At 72.1% G+C, this 21760-nt stretch carries 10 protein-coding genes; 3 read left to right on the top strand and 7 right to left on the bottom strand.

Annotation, left to right across the window (positions count from 1 at the left end; genetic code table 11):
• The first annotated feature begins 163 nt into the window (after positions 1-163).
• Positions 164-2497 carry an FdhF/YdeP family oxidoreductase gene (locus OG521_35760; protein ID WUW26909.1) on the top strand — a complete coding sequence of 778 codons (2334 nt, stop codon included), beginning with the start codon at positions 164-166 and terminating at the stop codon, positions 2495-2497.
• Between the two features lie 21 nt (positions 2498-2518).
• On the opposite strand, the gene OG521_35755 is transcribed toward OG521_35760, so the two are convergent.
• Complete coding sequence (locus OG521_35755; protein WUW25832.1) at positions 2519-2956, bottom strand: SgcJ/EcaC family oxidoreductase; 438 nt, start codon at positions 2954-2956, stop codon at positions 2519-2521.
• 149 nt (positions 2957-3105) lie between these two features.
• On the opposite strand from OG521_35755, the gene argB reads away from it, so the two are divergent.
• Positions 3106-3957: an acetylglutamate kinase gene (gene argB, locus OG521_35750; protein WUW25831.1), complete on the top strand. Its 852-nt coding sequence runs from the start codon at positions 3106-3108 to the stop codon at positions 3955-3957.
• A 71-nt stretch (positions 3958-4028) separates the two neighbouring features.
• On the opposite strand, the gene OG521_35745 is transcribed toward argB, so the two are convergent.
• Positions 4029-4550 carry a GNAT family N-acetyltransferase gene (locus OG521_35745; GenBank protein ID WUW25830.1) on the bottom strand — a complete coding sequence of 174 codons (522 nt, stop codon included), beginning with the start codon at positions 4548-4550 and terminating at the stop codon, positions 4029-4031.
• A gap of 91 nt (positions 4551-4641) precedes the next feature.
• Positions 4642-4854 (bottom strand): MbtH family protein, encoded by a 213-nt coding sequence (locus tag OG521_35740; GenBank protein WUW25829.1) that lies wholly within the window; start codon positions 4852-4854, stop codon positions 4642-4644.
• A gap of 149 nt (positions 4855-5003) precedes the next feature.
• Here OG521_35740 and OG521_35735 point away from each other — a divergent pair, with 149 nt between their 5' ends.
• On the top strand, positions 5004-6098 hold the full coding sequence (locus OG521_35735; protein ID WUW25828.1) for an alpha/beta hydrolase-fold protein: 1095 nt from the start codon (positions 5004-5006) through the stop codon (positions 6096-6098).
• Positions 6099-6120: 22 nt separating this feature from the next.
• Here OG521_35735 and OG521_35730 read toward each other — a convergent pair whose 3' ends face one another.
• Genes OG521_35730 through OG521_35715 form a run of 4 tightly spaced genes read right to left on the bottom strand, consistent with a single transcriptional unit; the run spans position 6121 to position 21653 of the window.
• A complete protein-coding gene (locus OG521_35730; GenBank protein ID WUW25827.1) occupies positions 6121-7821 on the bottom strand; it encodes an ABC transporter ATP-binding protein/permease in 1701 nt (566 codons plus the stop codon).
• Positions 7808-18709, bottom strand: coding sequence for an amino acid adenylation domain-containing protein (locus OG521_35725; protein ID WUW25826.1), 10902 nt, complete (start codon positions 18707-18709; stop codon positions 7808-7810). Before OG521_35725 ends, OG521_35730 begins: the two co-directional genes overlap by 14 nt.
• A 57-nt stretch (positions 18710-18766) precedes the next feature.
• On the bottom strand, positions 18767-20554 hold the full coding sequence (locus OG521_35720) for an ABC transporter ATP-binding protein/permease (protein ID WUW25825.1): 1788 nt from the start codon (positions 20552-20554) through the stop codon (positions 18767-18769).
• A 40-nt stretch (positions 20555-20594) separates the two neighbouring features.
• Positions 20595-21653 carry an iron-siderophore ABC transporter substrate-binding protein gene (locus tag OG521_35715; GenBank protein ID WUW25824.1) on the bottom strand — a complete coding sequence of 353 codons (1059 nt, stop codon included), beginning with the start codon at positions 21651-21653 and terminating at the stop codon, positions 20595-20597.
• Between the last annotated feature and the right edge of the window lie 107 nt (positions 21654-21760).

Here is a 21760-nt window from a genome sequence, read left to right as displayed (position 1 = left end):
ACCCGCGCGGAGACCGGGAACGTCGTCCCGCTGGCAGTAGAACGTGATTCCGCGGCCGTCGCCACGGGGACGGGACCGGCGCGGTGGGGCACCGGCTGCCGGATGGCGCGGGTGGACCCCCCGGCATAGCCTGCCCGGGACCAGCGTTTTGTCACCCACCCCCATGGTGGAAGGGCTGAGGAACTTGAGCGCGAACGGTGACGGCCGGCAGCCCCGGGAGCCCGAAGTGGGGCCCACCCCGGACGAGGAGCCGAAGTTTCGCCCCTACCACCACCCCGCGGCCGGCTGGGGGGCGGCCAGGAGCGTGACCCAGTTCCTGGTACGTGAGCGCGCACTGGTCGACGGCCCGCGGGCGATCATGCGGATGAACCACGAGAACGGCGGCTTCGACTGCCCCGGCTGCGCGTGGCCCGACGACACCAAGGGCCTGCATCTGGACATCTGCGAGAACGGCATCAAGCACGTCACCTGGGAGATGACCCGCAAGCGGGTCGGCCGCGAGTTCTTCGCCGCCCACTCGGTGACCGAGCTGGCCGGGTGGAGCGACTTCGAGCTGGAGAACCAGGGCCGGCTGACCGAACCGATGGTGTACGACCCCGAGTCGGACCACTACGTACCGGTCAGCTGGAAGGACGCGTTCGAGCTGGTCGGGACCGCCCTGCGCACTCTGGACCACCCGGATCAGGCGGCGTTCTACACCTCCGGGCGCCTCGGTAACGAGGCCACGTTCCTCTACCAGCTGATGGCCCGCGAACTGGGCACGAACAACCTGCCGGACTGTTCCAACATGTGCCACGAGGCGAGCGGCCGCGCCCTGACCGCGTCCCTGGGTACGGGGAAGGGGACCGTCGACCTCAAGGACTGGGAGTCCGCCGACGCGCTGTTCATCCTGGGGGTCAACGCCGCATCCAACGCTCCGCGGATGCTCACCGCCCTGGCCGAGGCCCACCGGCGCGGCGCCAGTATCGTGCACGTCAACCCCCTGGTCGAGGCCGCCGCCACCCGCACCATCGTCCCGCACGACTTCGTGGACATGGCCCTGTTCAAGCCGACCAGGACCAGCACCCTGAACCTCCAGGTGCGCATCGGCGGCGACATGGCGCTCCTGCGCGGCATGGCCAAGGCGATCCTCGAGCAGTCCGCGACCGATCCCAAGGCGCTGGACCAGGAGTTCATCGACCGGCACACCTCCGGTTTCGGGGAGTACCGCACGCGGTGCGAGGCCACCCCGTGGGAGGAGATCGAGACCCAGTCCGGACTGAGCCGCGCCGACATCCTCGAAGCGGCGCGCGTGTACCGCGAGGCCGACCGCTCCATCGTGAGCTGGTGCCTCGGACTCACCCAGCACGAACACGGCGTGGACACGGTCCGGGAGATCGTCAACCTGCTGCTGCTCCGCGGCAATCTGGGGCGCGAGGGCGCGGGCCCCTCCCCCGTGCGCGGACACAGCAACGTGCAGGGCAACCGCACGTGCGGCATCGACCACCGCCCCACCGACGCGTTCCTCGACCGGCTGGCGGAGGCCTGCGACATCGAGCCGCCGCGCCGGCACGGTCTGGACACCGTGCGCACCATTCGGGCGATGCACAGCGGTGACGTGAAGGTGTTCGTCGCCATGGGCGGCAACTTCGCCCTCGCCGCACCCGACACCCCGTACACGTACGAGGCACTGCGCGCCTGCGACCTCACGGTCCAGGTGAGCACCAAACTGAACCGCAGCCACATCGTCCACGGCAGCCGGGCCCTGATCCTCCCCTGTCTCGGCCGGACCGAGAAGGACCATCAGCGCAAGGGGATCCAGAGCACGTCCGTCGAGGACTCGATGAGCATGGTCCACCTGTCGGTCGGGATGAAGCGTCCCGCCTCACCGCACCTGCTGTCCGAACCGGCCGTCGTCGCCGGCATGGCGCGCGCCGCGCTCCCCGACAGCGCGACGCCCTGGCAGTGGTACGTCGAGGACTACGACCGCATCCGGGACACCATGGCGCGGGCCCTCGACGGCTTCGAGGACTTCAACCGCCGGGTACGCCTCCCCCTCGGCTTCCGGATCAAGCAGCCCGCCCGTGAACTGGTCTTCCTCACGCCGTCGGGTCGCGCCGAGTTCTCCGCCGCCGCCCTGCCGGACATCGTTCCCGAGGCCGGCACCCTGGCCCTGGGCACCATGCGGTCCCACGACCAGTGGAACACCACCATCTACTCCGACAACGACCGCTACCGCGGCATCAAGAACCTGCGCACGCTCGTCTTCATGAACCGGGCCGACATGCGCGAACGCGGCATCGCCGATCTCGGTCCGGTCGACATCACGAGCATCGCGAAGGACGGCGGCCGGCGGTCCCTGAACGGCTATACCGCGATCCCGTACGACATCCCGCGCGGCTGCGCGGCCGGTTACATGCCGGAGATGAACGTGCTGTGCGCTCTGGGCGACTACAGCACCCAGAGCGATCAGCCGATCATGAAGCACGTCAAGGTGACCATCGGCCCCGCCGCGTGAACCGGCGGGGCCGGTCCGGCGCTACTCGGCCCGCACTTCGGTGTTCTGGCCGGCGTGCAGGAGCCAGCGCCCGTCGTCCTGCTTCGTCATGACGTAGAGCGGAGAGCCCTCCGAGGCGCCCTCCGGTGCGTGGTAGACCTGCCGGACCTTGACGGCCGCCACATCGGGGCGCAGGAACTGCGTGTGCGCGGCCTCGTAGGTGACCTCTCCGTCCCAGCTCGCCGCGGGCAGCACGGCGCGGGTGAACTCGGCGATCGCGTCGAAGCCGATCAGGACCTTGCCGTGGGCCGTCGTCCAGAGGGCGTCGGGGTGGAAGAGTGCGAGGAACCCCTCGACATCCTTGGTGCGCTGGGCCCTTTCGACCGTGCTGACGACCAGTTCGATGGCCTTGATGTCCGCGGTTTCGGTGTCCGCGGTTTCGGTGGCTGTGGCTTCGGTGGCTGTGGTTTCGGTGTTCATGCAGATCACTCTGGGATCTCAAGCGGACTTGAGGTCAAGGCCCTTCAGTGAAGTCGTCCGGTCGGATCCGGCCGCGGTTCCCGCGGCTCGCCACCGGGCGGATCATTCAGGTTAGGCTAACCTGACTTCTCTGAACGGGGTGGACAGGCATGAGACCGGTCGTCGTCAAGTTCGGCGGCAACGCCATGGTGGACGCGGGCCTGCAACGGCTCTTCGCCCAGGACGTCGTGGAGTTGTGGCACGCGGGCCTGCGGCCGGTCGTCGTGCACGGGGGCGGGCCGCAGATCAGCGCGATGCTCGACCGCCTCGGGCTGGAGACCCGCTTCGAGGCGGGCCTGCGGGTGACCACGCCCGAGACCATGGACGTGGTGCGCATGGTGCTGTCCGGCCGCGTCCAGCGGGAGCTGGTCGGCCAGATCAACGCCCATGGGCCGTTCGCCGTCGGTATGACCGGCGAGGACGCGCACACGATGACGGCGGTGCGCAGACAGGCCCATGTGGACGGCCGCCCGGTGGACATCGGCCTCGTCGGGGACATCGTGGACGTGAATCCGGCCATGGTGCGCACCCTTTTGGCACAGGGGCACATCCCGGTGGTCTCCCCCGTCGCCCGCGGCGACGACGGACAGGTCTACAACGTCAACGCGGACCTCGCGGCATCGGCCCTGGCCGTGGCGCTCGACGCGGAACGGCTGGTCATGCTCACCGACGTGGCGGGGCTGTACGCGGACTGGCCGCACAGCACCGACGTGATCGAGCGCCTGACGGCCGACGAACTGGACGAGCTGCTGCCACGGTTGGCGAGCGGGATGCTGCCGAAGATGGAGGGCTGCCTGCGGGCCGTGCGCGGCGGTGTGCCCAGGGCGCAGGTGCTCGACGGCCGGGTGCCGCACGCGGTGCTGCGCGGCACGCTCGGCGAGAACAGCCCCGGCACCGCGGTGGTTCCGGGCGTCGCCGTCGCGCCCGGCGCCGGTCAGGACCGCGACCTGAGCACCGTGTGACACCCGGTCCGCGGGCGCGCCGCGGACCGGCCTGCGGCGTCAGGGGCGGGGCGCCACGGCCCCCCGCCGCTTCACACGGCCCTCGCGAGGATGCGTGCGTCGCGCCGCGGATCCAGTGAATCCGCCCAGGCCCGGGGCGCCAGCCGGGCAGCCGCGGGAGTGAATCCGTAGCGCTGGAACAGCCTTCCGCCGCCGGTCGTCGCGGTGAACAGCGCACCGAGGGACCGGGTGCGCGCCCGCGTCAGCGCGGTACGCAGCAGCACCGCGCCCACACCGCGTCCCTGCCAGTGCCCGGCCACACAGAAGTTGTACAGCACACCCGCGGGCACACCGCCCGCCGCCGGACCGGCCGGGTACACGCTCAGCCCCACGCATCCCTCGATCGCCCCTCCGGGGCCCACGGCCACCACGAAGTCGGCCGCACGGGCGGCGTAGAGCGGGACCGGCCGCTCCCGCAGCGCCCCCGAGCGCACGAAGGGCCGGGACAGGGCGGCGAGTTCGGCGGCGTCCTCCGCGCGGCCGAAGCGCACGGAGGAGGCAGGCACGCGGAGTGCGGGCAGATCGAGGGCGGGCCTCGGCGTGGCCGTGGTCAACGCTTTCCTTCCTGGGTTCCACGAACGGACGGCACGGCGGACCGGGACTCCGGGCGCCCGGAGTGCGGGCGGCGGGGCGGTCCGGAAGAGGTCAGCCGTCCATGGACGCGGCGAGGGAACGCGGCCGCAGGTCCGTCCAGTTGGCCTCGACGAAGTCCAGGCACGCCTCCCGGGTGTTCTCCTCGAAGGCGACGGTCCAGCCTCCGGGCACCTCCGCGAAGGACGGCCACAGCGAGTGCTGGCCCTCACCGTTCACCAGGACCAGGAACCGGCCTTCGGGATCGTCGAACGGGTTGGTGCTCATGGTGTCAGTACCTCCTTGGGTCCGACGGGCCGGTGGCGGCCGCGCCGGGCGTGTCCAGCGTGCATGGAAGGAGAGGCCGAGCTTAGGTTAGGCTCCCCTAATCGAATGGAGCTTAGCCTTTTCTCCGCCCCTCTCACAAGGAGACGTTCATGCCCCCGGCCGCTACCGAGAACGCCTTCGCCGCGTTCGGCCTGCCCGGCGCACCCGGGTCCGACGAGTTCTGGGCGGCGGCGCGGACACCCGCGTCGGTGCCGGCCGACGACGGCGGCTGGGTGACCCTGTTTCTCTGGCGCGGCTCCCCCGCGACCCTCGGCTTCGAGAGCTGGTCGCCGGAGATCCCTCTGCACCGATGGGACCGCACCGACTGCTGGTACGCGGAGGTGCCCATGCCCGAACGGCTGCGGGTGACCTACCAGTTCCTCGTGGACGGCACGGCGTACGCCGACCCGTTCAACCCGGCCGGCGCAGGCCTGGACCGCTCCATCGCCGCGACCCCGGACGCGCCCGACCAGCCGCACTGGCCCCTGGTCGGTGCCGACGACGTGCTGCCCGTGCCGGACACCCGGCTGCGCTGGGCCAGTGAACGGCTCGGCGGGCGGCGCACCGTGCGCGTCCACCCGGTGGGCGGCGGCGGACCCGTGGTACTGCTGCTCGACGGGGACGACTGGCTGTACCTGCACCCGGCGACGGCCGCCTTCGACTCGGCCGTGGCGGCCGGCGACCTGCCCCCCGTCACGCTCGTCTTCCTGCCGGCCAAGGACCGGGCGGGCGAGTTCACGTGCCGCCCCGCGCTGTGGGAGGCGGTCCGGGACGAACTGCTGCCCCTGGTGGCGGAGTCCGGTGTGCCCGCCGACCCGGACCGGCTGGTGGTCGCCGGGCAGAGCCTGGGCGGTCTGAGCGCGCTGTACGCGGCGCTGGAGTTCCCGGAGCTGGTCTCGCGCGTCGCCTGCCAGTCGGGGTCGTTCTGGTGGAGCCCCGGCGTGGGCGACCTGCCGGACCCCTTCGCCGGCCCGACGGGCGGCACCGTCGCCGCACGGCTGCGGGAGCGCCCCGACCTGTCCGGTCTGCGGATCGCGTTCGACGTGGGGGAACACGAGACCCGGATGCTCCCCCACTGCGAGCCGGTCGAGGCCCTGACCGAGCAGGCCGGGGCGACGGTCCGGATCTCCCGGTCGGCCGCCGGCCACGACCGCGCCGGCTGGCGGCACCCGCTGCTCAGGGATGTCGCCTGGGCCCTGGGTTAACCGCCGCCCGGCGTCGGGGCGGTCAGCGGGCCACCGCGAGGCAGTACGCCTCGTCGGTGGCCAGCAGGTTGCGATGGGTGTCCTCGGCCGCGATGACCCCGTCGGCCAGGACGAGGACCCGGTCGGCCGCGTCCAGGACGGCCGGGCTGCTGGTGAACACCACGGTGGTCCGGCCCCGGCGCACCTTCGCGATGTTGCGCGCGATGAGCTGCTCGGTGACCGCGTCGACGGCCGTGGTCGGGTCGTGCAGCACCAGGACGTCGGAGTCGGCGGCCAGGGCGCGGGCCAGGGAGAGCCGTTGACGCTGCCCGCCCGACAGGTTGGCCCCGCGGTCGCGGACGCCGTGGTCGAGCCCTTCGCGGTGCAGGGCGACGACATCGGTCAGCATGGACGCCTCGACGGCCTCCGGAAGCATCCGGCTGGTCCCGGACGGGTCGATGTTCGTACGGAGGGTGCCGGCGAAGATCTCCGCGTCGTACGGGTTCACCAGCATGAGCTCGCGGACCGCCTCGACCGACAGCCCGGCGAGCTCCTGCCCGCCGATCCGTACCGCGCCCTCGTAGTCGTCCGGCGGGACGTTCACCGCGAGGATCGACGCGAAGTCGGCCGCCGCACGCGGCTGGTAGGCCGCGACCGCCACGAACTCCCCTGCTGCGACCCGCATCTTGAGCCCGGCCAGCGCCCCGTACCGGACACCGTCGATCTCCAGGTCCCCGCCCGCCGACGGGCGTTCCGGTCCGGGCGTCGTCACCGGCGGCGCCGCGAGGACCAGCGCCATCCGCTCGGCCGACGCGCGCGCCATCATCACGTACTTCGGCATCTCCGAGAACATCTTGAGCGGTTCCATGATGAACTGCGCGAGCCCCACGGCCATCACGAGGGCGCCGATGGAGATCTGGCCGTCGAAGGCCAGCCAGCCCGCGGTCAGCGTCACGGCGGCGGCGAGGACCGCGTTCAGGGCCAGTGCGGCGCCGGCGTACACACCGTTCACCCGGGCGACGGTGACCGCCTGCTGCTTCGCCTCCGTGCTGACCTTGCGGTAGGACACGAACGCCGCGTGGTTCCCGCCGAAGCCGTGCAACGGGCGCAGGCCGGAGATCAGGTCGGCGACCTTGGCGCCCGCCCGGGCCACGCGGGCCTGCTGCTCCTGGGTACTGGCGCCGATCCGCTTGGACATCACGCTCAGGATCGACAGGATCACGACGGTTCCGACGATCACCAGCAGCCCCAGCCGGATGTCCGCCAGGCCCAGCGCGACCGCCGCGACCAGCACCGCGACCAGCGAGCTGATCAGCAGCGGGACCACCTCGATGATGTCCGCGGTCGAGTCGGCGTCCTCGGTGGCGATGGTCAGCACCTCGCCCGACTTCAGATCGACGTCCCGGTCCACGGGCTGGAGTCCGCACTCCGCGACCTGCACCCGCCAGCGGTGCGCCTCGGTCGTGTTGGCCTTCTGCAGCACCCGCATCCCGAACCGCCACGACAGCGACACGGTGGTGATGATCACCGCCAGCGCGCCGATCGCGAGCCCCAGCGAACCGGGGCTCCGGTCCTGCAGCGTGTACTCGACGATCAGGCCGAGCGCGATCGGGAACGAGGTCTCGCCCGCCTGGTACAGGCCCATGAGGACGGTGCCCCAGACCATCGCGCCGACGTTGCGGCGCAGCGCGGTCCGCAGGATGGCGGCGCCCCGGCGGGGCGGCTGGGTGTCAGGAGTTTTCATCGAGGTGACCGGCAATCGCTTCGGGGGTTCGCAGGGTGAGCAGGTCACGGATCGTGATCACCGGACCGTACTCCCGGCGGAGCAGCCCGATCAGACGCACCGCCACCATGGAGTGTCCGCCGAGGGACACGAAATCACTCACCGCGCTCACCTCGTCGTCGTCCAGGTCCAGTGCTTCGGCGAAGAACTCGCACACCGTGATCTCGGTTTCGGTCTCCGGCGCGCGCTCCGTCCCGGTGGTCAGCACGCCTAGCGGCCTGGCCTCCGGCAGCGCCTTGGTGTCAGCCTTCCCGTTCACGGTGAGCGGGATGCCGGCGACCTCGGCGTAGTGCGTCGGGCGCAGGAAGTCGGGGAGCGCGGCTCCCACCTCGGCGGCGACGGCCGCCAGGTCGGACGATCCGTCCAGCACCAGGTAGGCGGCCAGCCGGTACGCCCCGTCGACCTGCGGGTCGGGCTGGGCGACGGCGGCGGCGAACCGCACCGCCGGGTGGGCCGCGAACGCGGCCTCGACCTCGCCCGGTTCGACCCGGTGGCCGCGGATCTTCACCTGCTGGTCGGTGCGGCCGAGGTACATCAGGTTGCCGTCGGGCCGCCTGACCACCAGGTCGCCGGTGCGGTACATGCGCTCGCCGGGTCCGCCGAACGGGCACGCGACGAACCGGTGCGCCGTCTGGGCGGGCTGTCCGAGGTAGCCGCGCGCGATGCCGACGCCCGATACGTACAGCTCGCCCGGGACCCCGTCCGGCAGGGGCCGCAGCCACGGGTCCAGGACGTACACCTCGGTGTTGTCGATCGCGACGCCCACCACCGGGTCCTGGCATTCGAAGGTGCCGACGCCGAGCGTGTTGATGGTGTACTCGGTGGGTCCGTACAGGTTGTACCCGGCCGTGCCCTCGGTCTCCGCGAGCCGCTGCCACAGCGCCGGGGTGACGGCCTCGCCGCCCAGCAGCACCAGTGCGGGCCGCCGTGCGGGGTCGTCGAGCAGTCCTTCCGCCACCAGTTGCTGGGCGTAGGTCGGCGTCACGTTGACGACGTCGATCCCGTGCTCCAGGCAGTACGCGACCAGCCGGGGCGCGTCCCGGCGCAGTTCCTCGTCGCAGATGTGCACCTCGTGGCCGTCGGCGAGCCAGAGCAGTTCCTCCCACGACATGTCGAAGGCGAACGACACGGTGTGGGCGATCCGGAAGACCCGGTGGCCGTGGTCGGCGAGGACCGGCTCGAAGATCCGGCGCTGGTGGTTGATCAGCATGTTGGTCAGCCCGGCGTACTCGGTCACCACGCCCTTGGGCTTCCCGGTCGAGCCGGAGGTGAAGATCGTGTACGCGGGATGGCGCAGCCGGTCCGGGTCGTCCGGTGCGAACGTGGTGTACGGCTCCGCCTCGGGCAGCGGGCGGTCGAGTTCGATCAGGTCGCCGGTGAGCCGCGGCGACACGGCGCTCACGGTGAGGATCACGTCGGGGCGGGCGGCGTCCACGATCGCGGCGATCCGCTCGTCCGGGTGGTCCAGCTCCAGCGGCACGTACGCGGCGCCGACGCGCAGCACGGCGAACAGCGCCACGATGGAGTCGAGGGAGCGCGGGATCGCGAGACCCACGGTCGTCTCGGGTCCGATGCCGCGCCGGGCGAGCACGCCCGCCACCGCGCGGCTGCGCTCCTGGAGTCCGGCGAAGGTCATGACCGAGCCCTGGGCGACGAGGGCGGTCCGCTGCGGGTCGCGGTCGGCCGCCGTGTCGAAGCGGTCGACGACGGTGTCCGTGCCGATTTCCGTCCGCACGCCCGGCTCGGGCCTGGGGCCCGGCCCCGGAAGGGCCGCGAGCGGGCCGGTCGACCTGGCCAGGTCCTCCAGGACGCGCAGATAGTCGTCGAGGAGCCGGCGGGCGCCCGCGGGGTCGTCGTCGCGGTGTTCCAGCTTGACCGTGAGCCGGTCGCCGGGCGTGACGACCCAGGTGAACGGGTAGTGGGTCGAGTCGTCGGACTTCACCGAGGTGATGCCGTGCCTGCTGTTCATGGCGGCGAACGCGTCCATGTCCAGGAAGTTCTGGAGCACGAACAGGTTGTCGAACAGGCTGTCGTGGCCGCTGGCCCGCTGGATCTCGCCGAGCCCGAGGTGCTCGTGCTCCATCGCGTCGACGCGGGCCGTCTGGACGGCCGTCAGGTACTCCCGGACCGTGTGTTCAGGCCGGGCCCGCGTCCACATGGGCACGGTGTTGAGCAGCACGCCGACGATGCCGGACAGCCCTTCGCCCTCCCGGCCCGAGACGGTCACGCCGAACACCGCGTCGCTGCGGCCCGTGTGCGCGCCGAGCAGGAGGCCGAAGGCCCCGGTCAGCACCGAGTTCAGTGTGACGCCGTGCACCCGGGCCGCTTCGCGCAGCAGGTCGGACAGTTCGGCGGACATCGTGTGGACGAGGGCGCGCGGCAGGTCGTCCGAGACGGCCGGCTGCGGTCCGGCGAGCAGCGTCGGGCCGGTCAGTCCGTCCAGGTGCTCCGCCCAGAAGCGTTCCGACACGGCGGAGTCCCTGGCGGCGAGCGTCCGGGCGTAGTCCTCGAAGCCCGGGGTGAGCGGGGTCGCGTCGAGGGTCTCGCCGGCGACGACCGCCCGGTAGGCGTCGAACAGGTCGCGCAGCAGGATCTCGCGGGACCAGCCGTCCCACAGCAGCAGGTGGTAGCTCAGCAGCAGCCTGTCCCGGCCGTCGGGCAGCCGCACCACGGTCAGCCTGATCAGGGGCGGCTCACCGGGGTCGAATCCGGTGTCGCGGTCCCTGGCGCGCAGGGCGTCGGCCTCCGCCTCCGTTTCCAGGTGGACGGTGCGGACGCCGACCCGCCGGCCCGCCTTGAGGACCTGGACCGGGTTTCCGCGGTCGTCGGTGGCGAAGCCGGCGCCGACGACCGGGTGCCGGGCGATGACGTACGCCATCGCGTCGGCGAGCGCGTCGGTGTCCAGGCGCCGGTCGAAGGCGAAGTAGCTCTGCGCGACGTAGTGTCCGGCCGTGCCCGCCAGCTGGGCCTGGAAGTACAGGCCGCGCTGGAGGGGGGTGACCGGTGCGGTGCGCTCGGCCGTCGTGGCGGCGTCGGCGATGTGTTCCAGGGCGCCGAGCCAGTGCCCCGCCAGCTCGTCACCGATGCCGTCGGCGAGGGTGAAGGCCGCGTGCAGGCTGCCGGTGGCCTCGTCGGTCCACGCGTTGACCTCGACGGCGTACGGGCTGCCCTCGTCTGCGCCGGTGATCCGCGGTGCCTGGGACTCGCCGCCCCGGCCGAGGTAGTTGAACAGCACCTGGGGGCGGGCGGTGAGCAGCGGGGCCGTCTGCGGGTTGAGGTAGCGGAGCCCGCCGTAGGCGAGGTGTCCGTCCTCGTCCGGCTGGCGTGCGGCCAGTTCGCGGGCGGCCTCGACCGGGTCGGTGTGCGCCGTGAGCCGGACGGGCGCGATGGCGGTGAACCAGCCGACGGTTCGGGTGTAGTCGTGGTGTTCGCGTGCCGGGACGCGGCCGTGCCGCTCCAGCTCGATCGCGAGGTCGGTGGGGGCCGGCTGGACGTGGGTCAGCGCGGTGCGGAGCGCTCCGCACAGCAATTCGGTGAGGCCGACGCCGAGTACGGCGGGTGCGGTACGGGTCACCCGGTCGCTCACCTCGGGCGGGAGCACCACGATGGTCTCGCGCAGGCTCCCGACGGCGGGCAGCAGCGCGGGGGCCCCGAGGGTCGTGAGCCAGTCCCCCAGGCCCTCGGCCGTCCCGGCGGACCGGGCGCTCAGTGCCTCGGCGTACTCGGCGTAGGACGTGGTCGGCGGCGGCAGGGGCGTGCCGGCGATTGCGGTGGCCAGGTCGTCGAGCAGGACCAGCCAGGACACCGCGTCGACGGCGAGGTGGTGGACGGTGACCACCAGGGTGCGGCTCGCCGCCAGCCAGCTGAACGCGATGACGTCGCCGGCCTCGGGATCGAGGCGCCCGGCGGCGTCGTTCGCCGCGGCCGCCGCGTCGGCCGGGTCCGCGGGGACGACGGTGACCTCGCGGCGGGGTCCGGTGCGCAGGGCCCAGACGCCGTGCTGGACGTCCAGCCTCAGCCGGAGGACCGGGTGCGCGGCCACGACGGCGTTCGCGGCGCGTTCGATGTCGGCGAACCCGGCGTCGTCGGGCACCACCCACGCCCTGGCCTGGGCGAACCGGGCGAGCGATCCGCCCAGTTCGCGCCGGCGCAGCATGATCGGCGTCGGGATCAGCGGACCGTCCTCGGGGCGGACGGGCCCGGGTGCGGCGGCCCGCGGCGTCCGTGTCTCCACCTGCGCGGCGAGTGCGCGCGGGGTCTTGAACAGGAAGACGTCCCGCGGCGCGATCGACAGACCGAGCGCCCTGGCCCGGTTGATGACGGTGATGGCGAGGATGCTGTCGCCGCCGGCCATGAAGAAGTCGGTGTCGGCGTCCGCGTCGGAGCCGGGCAGCGTGGCGGCGAAGATACCGGTCAGCGCGTCGAGCGCGGAGCCGGTCGCGGCCACCGGGACGACGTCGTGCGCGGCATGCTCGGTCAGCGCCTTGCGGTCCAGCTTGCCGTTGACCGTCAGCGGCAGCGCGTCGACGCCCCGCACCTGCCCCGGCACCATGTGCACGGGCAGCTTCGCGGCCAGGAGTCCGGTGAGGTCCTCGGGCACCCGGCCCACGACGTGTGCGATCAGGTGGTCCCCGCTGTCCGCCGCGGTGACGGCCACGTCTACGACGCCGTCGAGTTCCCTGATCGCGGACTCCACCTCACCGAGCTCGATGCGGAATCCCTTGAGCTGGACCTGGTCGTCGGCGCGGCCGGCGAACTCCAGCTCACCGTCGAGCGTACGGCGGGCGAGATCGCCCGTGTGGTACATCCGGGAGCCGTCGTCCGCGAACGGGTTCGCGACGAACCGGCCGGCGGTGAGGCCCGGCCTGCCGAGGTAGCCGAGCGACAGCTGGTCGCCCGCGACGTAGATGGCGCCGACCCGGCCGGGCGGCACCGGCCGCAGCCGGTCGTCCAGGAGATAGGTGTCGAGACCGGGGACCGGGCCGCCGATCGGGCTGACGTCGGCGTCGGCGCCGAAGTCCACGTCGGTGAGCACCCGGTGGGTGACGTGGACGGTGGTCTCGGTGATGCCGTACATGTTGACCAGCTCGGGCGATGCGGTGCCGTACCGCTCGACCCAGCCGCGCAGCCGCACGGGATCGAGCGCCTCGCCGCCGAAAATGATCCGGCGCAGCGCGGTGGCCGGTTCACCGGCGTGCCGGTCGGCCTCGATGAACTGGTAGAACGCCGAAGGTGTCTGGTTGAGGACGGTCACCCCGCGCTCGCGGACCAGCCGGTGGAAGTCGACCGGGGACCGGGTCAGTCCGTAGTCGGGCACCAGCAGTTCGGCGCCGTGGACCAGCGCGCCCCACAGCTCCCAGACGGCGAAGTCGAAGGAGTACGAGTGGAACTGGACCCACACGTCGTCGGGGCCGAACCCCATGGCGGGCCGGGTGTTGGCCAGCAGGGTCACCACGGCGGAGTGCGGGACGACGACGCCCTTGGGGCGTCCGGTGGATCCGGATGTGTAGATGACGTACGCGGGATCGTGCGGGCGGGCCCCGGGGTGGGCGGTGTCCGGCGCCCGCTCGTCCGCCCGCGGCAGTTCCTCGCCGAGCACGAGCACCCGGGCCCGCACTCCCGCCCGGCTCAGGAGCCCGGTGAAGCGGTCCTTCTGCTCACGGCTCACGAGCACGACCTGCGGGGCGGCGTCGGTGAGGATGTACTCAAGACGGTCGTCGGGGTACGCCAGGTCCAGTGGTACGTAGGCGCCGCCCGCGGTGACGATGGCGACGAGGGCGGAGACCTGCTCCAGCGAACGCGGGACGGCGACGGCGACACGCCGGCCGGGTCCGACACCGGCTGACCGCAGGAGCGCGGCCAGTTCGTCCTTGGCCGCGGCCAGTTCGCCGTAGGTCAGGGACCTGGTGCCGCCGTCGAGTCCGCACTGGGTGACGGCGGCCGCTGCCGGGGCACGGCCGGCGGCGGCGTCGAACAGTGCGCCCAGGGTCGTCGGTGCGAAGGCCTCGGGGCGCCGTTCCTGCTCGGCGGCCAGTTCCCCGACGAGGGCGTCCGGCCGGGTGAGCAGTGCGGTGAGGGTGCGGGTGAAGGTGTGCAGGATCGCCTCCGCGCTCGGCTCCCGCAGCAGCTCGCCGTCGTAGATCAGGTTGAAGCGCGGGCGGCCGTCGGGGGCGCGCTCCACCACCAGTGTCAGCGGGTAGTGCGGGGCGCCCTCGTTGACGATGCCGGTGACGGCCAGTTCGTCGTCGCGCCCGCGCAGCGCGGCCACGTCGGTCGCGACGTCGAAGACCACCAGGGTGTCGAACCGGGCGTCGACGCCCGTCTGCCGGCCGATCCTCGCCAGCGAGACGTGCTGGTGGGGCAGCACCGCGCTCTGGTGCTCCCGTACCGAGGCCAGCAGTCCGGCCGCGGTGGTGGTGGCCGCCCAACGGGCGCGTACGGGGATCGTGTTGATGAACAGACCCACCATGTCCGCGATGCCGGGGACGTCCGCGTCGCGGCCGGACACGGTGGAGCCGAACACGACGTCGTCGCCGTGCAGGATGCCGCCGAGCGTCACCGCCCAGGCGCTGTGCACGGCCACGCTCAGGGGCACACCGGCCGACCGTACGGCCGTGTCGATGTCGTCGGCCGGCTCCACGATGGTGTCGGCGAACCGGTCGGACGGGGTGTGTCCCTCCGCGACCAGCGACGGGCCGGGCAGTCCGGCGAGCTCATCGCTCCACACGCGGTCGCTCTCGGCGTCGTCGCGGCCGGCGAGCCAGTGCACGTAGTCGGCGAACCCGCCGAGGCGGTATCCGGTGCCCGGCCGGTGGTACTCGGCCAGCAGGGTGCGGAGCATCGGCGGCACCGACCAGCCGTCGGCGATGATGTGGTGCACGGTCTGCACCAGCACGTCGCGGCCGTCGCCCCCGCGGACGAGCGTGTACCGCATCAGCGGTCCGGTGGCCAGGTCGAATCCGGCGCGGCGGTCGCGCTCGGCGTACGCGCGGATCTCCTCGTCGGTGATGCCGGGGCGGTCCAGGACGGTGAACGGGGCCTCGGCACCGCTCTCCAGCACGGAGACCACCCGGCCGTCGGCGAGCGCCACGAAACGGGCGGCCAGGTTCGGGTAGAGGGCGAGCAGCCGGGTCGCCGCCGCGGCGAGCCGGCCCGGGTCCGCCTCGCCGTCGAGGGTCAGCAGCTGCTGCTCGACGTAGCTGCCCGCCGATTCGTCGTCGAAGACCGAGTGGAAGTACAGGCCCTCCTGCAAAGGGGTGAGGGGCAGGATGTCCCGCAGTCCGGGGCCGTCCAGCGTGTCGACGTCGTCCTGGGTGAGCGGCACCAGGGGGAAGTCGCTGGGCGAGTGGCCGCCCTCGTCGAGCGCGGCCAGTCCGGCCAGCGCTCCTTGCAGGTACCCGCCGATCACCGTGATGTCGGCTTCGGTGAACATGCCGTCGGGCCACGAGATGGTGGTGACCAGTTCGTAGGTGCCGGCCGCCGCGGGTTCGGCGATGAGGTTGAACTCCAGGGCGCGCGGCAGGCGCATCCTCGGGTCGCGCTTCTCGCCCAGCTGCCCGGTGGCGCCCGCGGGCTGCCAGTCCGCCGAGGTGCCCGAGTCGAAGCGGCCCAGGTAGTTGAAGAGCACCTGGGGTGCGGGCGCGTCGAAGCGGGTGTCGGCGAGGTGGCGCAGCGCGCCGTAGGAGAGACCGTTGCTGGGGACCCGGGAGAGGTCCTCCTTGACGGCCTTGAGCGCGGCGGCCAGGTATGCGGGCGAGGTGAGGTCGGCCGCCGGTCCGGGGTCGACGGTCACCGGGAAGAGGGTGGTGAACCAGCCGACCGTACGGGACAGTTCGGGCTCGAAGCCGGCGGCGTCCGCCACGAAGCGTCCTTCGCGGCCGTGGCCCTCCAGCTCGATGTGCGCGAACGTCTGGTCCTGGCCGAGGTCGCGCCGCCAGCGCGCGAGGGCGACGGCGAGCGCGGTGAGCAGCACGTCGTTGACGCCCGCGTGGAACTTCGCGGGGATCTCGCCCAGCAGCGCAGCGGTGATCTCGGGGCCGACCGAGAGGGTGCGCTCCCGTTCCTTGGCGACGGTGTCGGATGCGGACAGCGGGCGGCGGCCCACCGGCCCGTCCGCTCCGGGCAGGGTTCGTCCGAAGTAGGAGCGGTCCGCGTCGAATCCGGCGCGCCCGAGAAGTTCCGTCCAGCGCCGGAACGACGTGCCCACCGGGGGCAGTTCGACCGGTGCGCCGGCGGTGCACTGCCGCCAGGCCGTGGCCAGGTCGTCCATCAGGACGCGCCAGGACACCCCGTCGACCACCACGTGGTGGACGACCAGGACCAGTTGGCGTGCCTCGCTGCGCCAGACGGCGCGCAGCATCACGCCGTTGTCCGGGTCGAGCGCCTCGGTGGCGAGCTCGACGCATGCGTCGAGCGGCAGGTCACTCTCCTGCCACCGGGCGACGGCGCCGTCCGCCTCGGGGATGTCGAAGCCCCAGCGGTCGCCGCGCACGAGCCTGGCGCGCAGCATGTCGTGCCGCGCGACCAGCGCGGTGAGCATCCGGTCCAGGGTGCCGGCGGTGAGTTCCGCCGGGGTGTTCAGGACCACGGACTGCACGAAGCCGTCGACGGCGTCCGTGGTTCCGCCGAGCCACTGCACGATGGGCGAGCCGACGACCGATCCGGTCGCCACGTCGTCGTCCTCGACCGGTGCCACGTCATCGCGGCTCGCGACCGCCGCGAGGGCGCCCAGGACGCTGTGGGTGAAGATCTGGCGGGCCGTGACATAGAGGCCGGCCTCGCGCAACGCGCTCAGCAGGGAGATCGCCAGGATGCTGTCTCCGCCGAGCCGGAAGAAGTCCTGGTCGACACCCACCTCGTCCACGCGGAGCACCGCGGCGACGGCCGCGCAGACCACGCGCTCGTCGTCGGTGGTGGGGGCGACGACGGGCCCGGCCGAGAGCACCGGCTCCGGCAGCGCGGCCCGGTCGATCTTGCCGTTCGCGGTGAGCGGGAACTCCTTCATCACGACGGTGTGGGCGGGCACCATGTACTCCACCATGTGCGCGCCGGCCCAGGCCCTGACGTCGTCCGCGCGCAGTTCCCCGCTCCCGGCGGCGGGGATCACGTAGCCGACGAGGTAGGTGCCCCCGGCCGAGTTCTTCTTCGCGACGACACAGCTGTGCCGTACGCCGGGGTGCTCGGCCAGACCCGCCTCGACGTCCTCGATCTCCAGGCGCATGCCGCGGATCTTGATCTGGTTGTCGGCCCGGCCGAGAAAGTCCAGCGAGCCGTCCGGGGCGAACCGGGCCAGGTCGCCGGTGCGGTAGAGCCGGGAGCCGTCGGCGGCGAAGGGGTTCGCCACAAACCGGGAGGCGGTGAGGCCGGCCGCGTTGACGTAGCCGCGTCCCAGCAGGAAGCCGCCCACGTACAGCTCGCCGCCGACCCCGACCGGGACCGGGCGCAGCTCGTCGTCCAGGACGTACAGCTGGGTGTTGGGGTTGGCCTTGCCGATCGAGGTCGACAGGCGTTCGGCGGCGCCCCGGTAGATGACGTGCGAGACGCCGATCGTCGTCTCGGCGGGGCCGTAGCCGTGGTACATGGGGATGTCGAGGCGGGTGCGGAAGCGCTCGTAGAGCTCGGGGGTCAGGACCTCGCCGCCGCACCACACGTGCCGCAGGCTGTCCAGCCGCCCGGACTCCCCCGCGATCTCCAGCAGGACGTCCAGCATGGACGACACCAGGTAGGTGAAGGTGACGCGCTGCCCGGCTATCACGCTCAGCAGGTGGTGCGGGTCGCGTTCGCCGCCGGGCCGCAGGACCACCAGCCGGCCGCCGCAGACCAGGGGCAGGAAGATCTCGTTGATGGAGATGTCGAAGGACAGCGGTGCCTTGAACAGTGACGCGTCGTCGTGACCGAAGCCGAGGATCTCGCGGGACTGCCACAACAGGCGTTCGCTGATGGCCTCGTGACGGATCATCGCGCCCTTGGGGCGGCCGGTCGAGCCGGAGGTGAAGATCACGTACGCCAGGGCGGGGCCGGGCACGACGACCTCGGGGGCCTCGGCGGGCTCGGCGGCGAACCGCCAGTCGCCGAGGTCGACGGCCACGGCGTCCGGTTCGCCCGGGGCGCTCTCGCCCGATGCGTTGAGCTGGAGCACGACGCGGGCGTCCTCGACGACGACCGCACGGCGCGCGGCGGGCCACTGCGGGTCGAGGGGGACGAACGCGCAGCCGGCCTGGAGCACGCCGAGCAGGGCGATGACCATGTCGGCGGAGCGGCCCAGCGAGATGCCGACGACCTGCTCGGCGGCGAGTCCGCCGCGGGTCAGGTGGTGGGCCAACTGGGCGGAGAGCTCGGCCGCCTGACGGTAGGTCAGCGACCGGTGTTCGTCGACGATCGCGACGGCGTCCGGCCGGGTCCTCGCCTGTTCGCGGAACATCTCCACGACGGTCGGGCGCTCCCGCCCGGCCTCGGTGTCGTTCCAGCGGGCCAGCGTCTCGACGCGTTCGGCGGCGCCGGACGGGCCGATGGTTCCGAGCGGCCGGTCGGGGAAGTCGGCGAGGTCGTCCAGGGCGCGCTGCGCATCGGCGGCCGGGACGCCTTCGGGGACGGCGATGGTCCGGCCGTCCGCGCCGGCCTCCCAGCCGGCGGGTGCGCGGCCGCCGTTGTCGGCCCAGCCGAGCACGTCGGCGAACAGGGTGGCGGGGGTGAGTTCTATGCCGTCGGGGCTCCGGCCGGTCGCCCAGTAGGACAGGCCGATGGCGCACGCCTCGGCGAGGGTCCGGTCCTCGTAGTCACCGGTGCGCCTGCGCAGACCGGCCAGGCCCGCGGCAGAGAGCAGTGCGAGGCGAGCGCCCGTTTCCAACATCGAAGACTCCGCTTCCCGTCCGAGATATGCGACCAAGCCAGTTTAACTAAGGCTTACCTAACTACCTTCGCGCCAAGCCTGCCACAGTCGCGCATACCGGCCCCCCAGGGCCACCAGCTCGTCGTGCGTGCCCTGTTCCACCACACGCCCCGCGTCCAGCACGGCGATCCGGTCCGCGGCCATCGCCTGGGTCAGCCGGTGCGCCACGAACAGCGTGGTGCGGCCCGCGCAGGCGGCCAGCACGGCCCGCTCCAGCTCGGCGGCGCCCTCGCTGCCCGCCTCCGCCGTCGACTCGTCCAGCACCACGACGGGCGAACGGGCCAGCACCAGCCGGGCCAGCGCGATCTGGGCGACCTTGGTGACGTCCAGGCGTTCGCCGCCCTCGCCGACCAGGGTTCCCAGCCCGTCGGGCAGCGCGTCGGTCCACGCTCCCGCGCCGACCGTGCGCAGCGCCGCGACCAGATCGGCGTCGGTCGCCTCCGGCGCGGCGAGGCGCAGGTCGTCGGCGAGCGGGCCGGAGAACACGTGTGTCTCCTGGGTCAGGATGCTCACCAGGGCCCGGGCCCCCGCCTCGTCCATTCCGGCGAGGTCGTTCGGCCCGATGCGCACCGAACCGGCCTGTGGTGTGCCGATGCCCGCGATCAGTGCGGCCAGGGTCGACTTGCCCGCACCGGTCGCCCCGACCAGAGCGAGTGAACCACCGGCCGGAATCGTCAGACTGACATCCCGCAGGACCGGGTCCTCGGTGTCGGGATAGCTGAACGTCAGCCCCTCGACGGTGACTTGATAGGGCACGTCGTCCGCCGCCGCCACGGTGGCATCGCCCACCAGGCGGTCCTCCGCGTCCTCCGCCAGCACCCCGACCAGACGGGTCAGGCTGGCGCCCGACTTCTGTGCCTCGTCGAAGGTGAACATGATGGCGCCGAGCGGGGTGAAGAGCCGGTGGAACATCAGCGGGGCGGCCGAGACCTCGCCGAGGGTGGCCGCGTCGCCCTCCAGCAGCGCGTAGCCGACCAGGAGGATCAGGACCAGGCCGATGAACTCGGCGCGGTTCTCCCTGCCGACGAAGCGGCCGAAGAACCGGAAGACCTCGATACCGAGTTCACGCACCCGCCACGACTCGCTCGTGACCTTCTCGCGGAAGGCCCCTTCGAGGCGGTAGGCCCGGACGGTCTCGATCCCGTTCAGACCGCTGATCAACGCCTGTGCCCGGTCGGCCTGGGCGGCCCGCTGCTTCTTGTACAGCGGCGCGGAGCGGGGAAGGTACCAGCGCAGGGCCAGTGCGTACGCCGGCAGCGCGCCGGCTCCCGCCAGGCCGAGCCGCCAGTCCAGTCCGAACATGCCCGCGGTCGCGATGGTGACCAGCACCCCGGCCGAGAACACCGTGGGGATGGCCGACCTGATGCCCCGGGACAGCACGGCCACGTCGTCGCCCACCCGGGACAGCACGTCCCCCCGGCCGACCTGTTCGATGCGCGCGCTCGGCATGCCGAGCACCGCGCGGACCGCGCCCTCCCGCAGCCGGGCGAGCAGGTCCGCGCCGAGCCGCCCGATCAGATACGTGGAGGCCGCGGTGGCCGCCGCACCGAGCAGGGCGGCGGCCACCATCAGCACTCCGACCCTGACCAGGACCGCGCGTGACTCGCCGTCCACGACCCCGTCGACCACCTGGCCCAGCAACAGCACCGGGAGTACCTGGAGCGCCGCCCCGGCCACCGTGGTGAACAGGGTCGCGGCACTCAGCCACGGCACCTCGCGACAGTGTGCCGCGAGCCATCGGGTGGCCTCACCCCCCGTCGCCGTACGCAGGGTCGCCGGGGGGATGCGGGTCGCGGTGGTGCTCACACGTGGGCCAGTTCAGGTAGGGGGCGGGACGGCGCGGACCTCACTGGCCGGCCGACTTGACGAGCTCGTCGATCGCGTACGGCATGGACAGCAGCGTGCCCTGCGAGATGGCGGCACCGACCGCCGGGCCCTCGCCGTCGAGGAGGTACGACACGCGTCCCTCCTTGACCGCCTTGAGGTTGGCGAAGAGCTTGGACTTCTTCAGGGCTTCCTGGTCGGCCTTGTCGTTGATGACGAAGATGCGGTCGACGTCGACGAGGTCCATGCGCTCGGGTGACAGCTTGGTGTAGAACTTGCCGCCGGCGATCTTGTCGATCTCGGTGGCGCCCTTGTAGCCGATGCCCGTCAGCAGGCGTCCACGGACGTCGGTGGTGGTGAACGGCGCGACGGAGTTGTCGTACCAGGACAGCGCCACGGCGGTCTGCTTGGCGAACTCGGGGTGCGCCTTCGCGGCGGCGTCCAGCTGGGTCTGGATGCCGCTCACCATCTCCTTGCCCTCCTTCTCCTTGCCGAGGGCCTTGGCGATGTGCAGCGCGTTGTCCTGCCAGGGCGCGCTGAAGGGCTCCTTCTCCGCCTTGGTGCGGCCAACCGTCGGGGCGATCTTCGACAGCTTGTCGTAGGCGGCCTGGTCGATCTCCGAGTAGACCGCGATGATCAGGTCCGGGCGGAGGCCCGCGATCTTCTCGTAGTTGGGGCCGGAGTCACCGTTCTTCATGATGACCTCGGGGCGGGCGTCCCCCCACTTGTCCTTCACCCAGGGCCACTGGGTGTTGACGTCGGGGGTCTTGCCCTCGGGGTTCGGGTACTGGTCGACCATGCCGACCGGCTTGATGCCGAACGCCAGGATGGTCTGGTCGTCCGTGTAGCCGACGGAGACGACCCGCTGGGGGGCCTTGGTGATCTTCGTGGATCCGAACGCGTGCTCCACGGTGACCGGGAACGCACCGGCGGCGGCCGGGGCCTTGTCGCTCGCCTTGTCCGTCTCGTCCTTCGAGTCGGAACCGCATCCCGCCAGGAGGCCGATGCCGAGGGCCGCGGCGGACACCGTCGCCGCCACCCGCTGCCAGGGCTTCGTGAGCATCGTTCTATGGATGAGCATCCGGATTCCCTTGCGTTCGCACTGTCCACTGGCCCCTGTGTAAGGGCAGCCAAACCTTACCTCGAATGAATGAGGGCAGCCTAGCCTAACTGGCGTAATTCCCGTGT

It is taken from the genome of Streptomyces sp. NBC_01463 (genome assembly GCA_036227345.1).
Lineage (GTDB): Bacteria > Actinomycetota > Actinomycetes > Streptomycetales > Streptomycetaceae > Streptomyces.
Note: the sequence above shows the minus strand (reverse complement) of the source record. Positions and strands in the feature narration are given on the sequence as shown.